Source organism: Streptomyces sp. NPDC050619 (assembly GCF_040654815.1).
In the GTDB taxonomy this organism is placed as follows: domain Bacteria; phylum Actinomycetota; class Actinomycetes; order Streptomycetales; family Streptomycetaceae; genus Streptomyces.
Genome location: NZ_JBFAIR010000116.1, coordinates 1 through 2,631 on the forward strand (window position 1 = coordinate 1; position 2,631 = coordinate 2,631).

Consider the following 2,631-nt stretch of genomic DNA (forward strand, 5'->3'; position numbering starts at 1 on the left):
GGATGAGGAAGCGCAGCGAGTCGATGCGGCGTCCCAGGGTCATGGCGAGGTTCCTGGCTTGCTGAACGGTCCATTGAGCTGTGGGGTTGGTAGTGACGCCGGCGAGGTGGAGGCGCCGGGTGCCGTGTTCGATGAAGACCAGGGCGTACAAGCGCTCGAGTGACACGGTGTCGAGGTGGAGGAAGTCGGCGGCGATGACGCCGTGGGCCTGGGCGGTGAGGAACTGGTGCCAGGTCGGCCCTGAGCGCTGCGGGGCGGGATCGATGCCGGCGGCGTGCAAGATCTCCCAGACCGTGCACGGGGCGATCGGGTAGCCGAGGCGGGCGAGTTCGCCCTGTATCCGCCGGTGGCCCCACGTGTTGTTCTCGCGGGCCAGGCGCAGGACAAGGTGCTTGACGATGGGCGCGGTAGGAGGTCGCCCGGGGCCGCGGTGGGTGAACGTCCATCTGAGGGTGGCGAGTTGACGATGCCAGACCAGCAGCGTGGTGGGTGTGACGGCGAAGACCTGACGCTGGCACCCGCGAGGAATCAGTCGGGAGAGGGCGGCGAGCCGGATCCGGTCGGCTGGCTCGTACCGGACCCGGGCGATCTGGCGGCGCAATACCGCGTTCTCATGCCGGAGCGCCATCACTTCCGCATCCTTGGCCACGCGGCTACGCAGCACGGCAGTGGGCACCATGATCAGATTCCGGACCAGCGTGGAGACAACCGACAGCGACATCCGCAGATCGTTGCAGGCCCGTCGAGGCCGCGTCGCCAGGATCAGCAAACATGCAGGCACAGCCCCAAATCGTATTTTCGAGCGGAACACGGGCTTGGGGCTGCTGCGTTGCAGGATGGCCAGCTGGTGCCGGAGCACCAGTATCTCGACATCCTTGGCCGCGCAGGAGCGGGCCGACAGGCGCAGCCAGCCGAGCAGGAAGCAGCCGAATCGGTAGACCAGACGGAACGTCACGCTTTCCGCGCGTGCGTCGGCGGGCTCACGAGTACCTTCGATGTGATCACATCGTGACCGGACATCTTGAGCGCAGGCCCCTCCCTTCAGGGAGGGGTTAGCTCATCTTTCAACTGCTCTGACCTGCACTGATGGTGTTAGAATTGGTCAACTTCGTGGTTTTGAAGGGGGGTTGGTTCATGCTGTCGGGTCGCCGGTATCGTCTCGTGCTTTCGCCTGAGCAGGCGCAGATGTGCGGGGAGTTCGGGAACATCTGCCGGGCGGTGTGGAACACGGCCCTTCACCAGCGGCGCGCGTACCGGCGGCGTGGGGCATGGATGAACTACGCACCGCAGTGTGCCGAACTCGCCGAAGCCAAGCGCGAGTACCCGTGGCTCACGGCGGCCCCGTCGCACGTCTTGCAGCAGACCTTGAAGGATCTCGACAAGGCGTGCCGGGAGCATGGCACGTTCACGGTCCGGTGGCGTTCCAAGGCCCGCTGGTCTGTCTCGTTCCGTTTCCCCATGGGCAAGCTGATCGAGGTCGAGCGGCTGGGCCGCAGATGGGGGCGGGTGAAGCTCCCGAAGCTGGGATGGGTCACCTTCGGGTGGTCCCGGCCACTGGGGGTTGAGATCCGGTCCGTGACCGTCAGCCGAAAAGGCGCGCACTGGTTCGTGTCCTTCCTGGTGGACGACGGCGCGGCCACGCCCGAGCGGCACGCCATGCCGGACACGGCGGTAGGGATCGACCGGGGCGTGCGGACAGCGGCCGTCACCTCGGACGGCGACTTCCACGACCGGCCGTTCGTCACCGACGGCGAGACCACGCGCTACCGGCGGCTGCAGCAGCGCCTCGCCCGGACGCGGAAAGGCTCCGCGAACCGCCGTAAGACCGTGGCGGCGATGAACCGGATCATGGGCCGCGTCACCGGCCGGCGCGGGGATTTCTGCGCGCAGACCGCCGCCCGGATCACCGCGAAGAACGCCCTGGTCGTCCTCGAAGACCTCAAGACGAAGAACATGTCCGCCTCCGCCTCGGGTACCGTCGAGACGCCCGGCGTGCGGGTGGCCCGGAAACGGGGACTGAACCGGGCCATCCTCGACAAGGGATGGCACCGCCTCGAACTCGCCCTCACCAGCGCGGCCCGGTACACGGGCACGCGCGTGGTGAAGGTCAATCCCGCGTACACGTCGCAGCGGTGCTCCGCCTGCGGCCTCGTCACCGAAAACAACCGCGAAAGCCAAGCGGTCTTCCGGTGCAAAGCCACAGGCTGCGGACACGCCGCACATGCCGACGTAAACGCGGCAATCAACATCAAACACGCGGGCGGACAGCTCGTGTCAGCCTGCGGAGACCTCGGCATCAGCCGGTCCGTGAAACAGGAACCCGTAAGCCGGGCGACCGGCCGAACCCCCCCATAAGGGAATCCCCCTCGCTCACGAGGGGGAGGAAGTCAAAGCGCAGAAACCGTTGTGGAGCGGCGCCGGAGCGCCGGTGGAGCGGCAATTAATTAGGGGTTTTCCCGCATTCAGGCCGGGGTCAGGTGCCCGGTTAATAGGGGTTGGATGGCATTATGCCGCGTAATATCCGCCCCGCATACTGGGTCGCATGGCGAACCCCACAGTGCTCACGGAGCACTTACCGCCGATCGCCCAGGAAACCGGGAGTGATTTTTCGCGCCTGTCGCGCAGAATTTC

At 66.4% G+C, this 2,631-nt stretch carries 2 protein-coding genes; one reads left to right on the top strand and one right to left on the bottom strand.

Annotated features, from left to right (window positions below; translation table 11 throughout):
* Nucleotides 1-955, bottom strand: a 955-nt coding sequence (locus AB0I77_RS53310; protein ID WP_363290290.1) for a hypothetical protein, incomplete at its 3' end; no start/stop codon positions are given.
* Nucleotides 956-1,134: 179 nt separating this feature from the next.
* Between AB0I77_RS53310 and AB0I77_RS53315 the strand changes: the two genes are divergently transcribed.
* The gene (locus tag AB0I77_RS53315) at nt 1,135-2,355 is read left to right on the top strand and encodes a transposase (RefSeq protein WP_363290291.1); all 1,221 of its coding nucleotides are present in this window, start codon (nt 1,135-1,137) and stop codon (nt 2,353-2,355) included.
* The last annotated feature ends 276 nt before the right edge of the window (nt 2,356-2,631 follow it).

What these genes read in the sequence shown, in the direction of transcription:
- AB0I77_RS53315 (WP_363290291.1), top strand. Translation starts at nt 1,135, where the DNA reads ATGCTGTCGGGTCGCCGGTATCGTCTCGTGCTTTCGCCTGAGCAGGCG.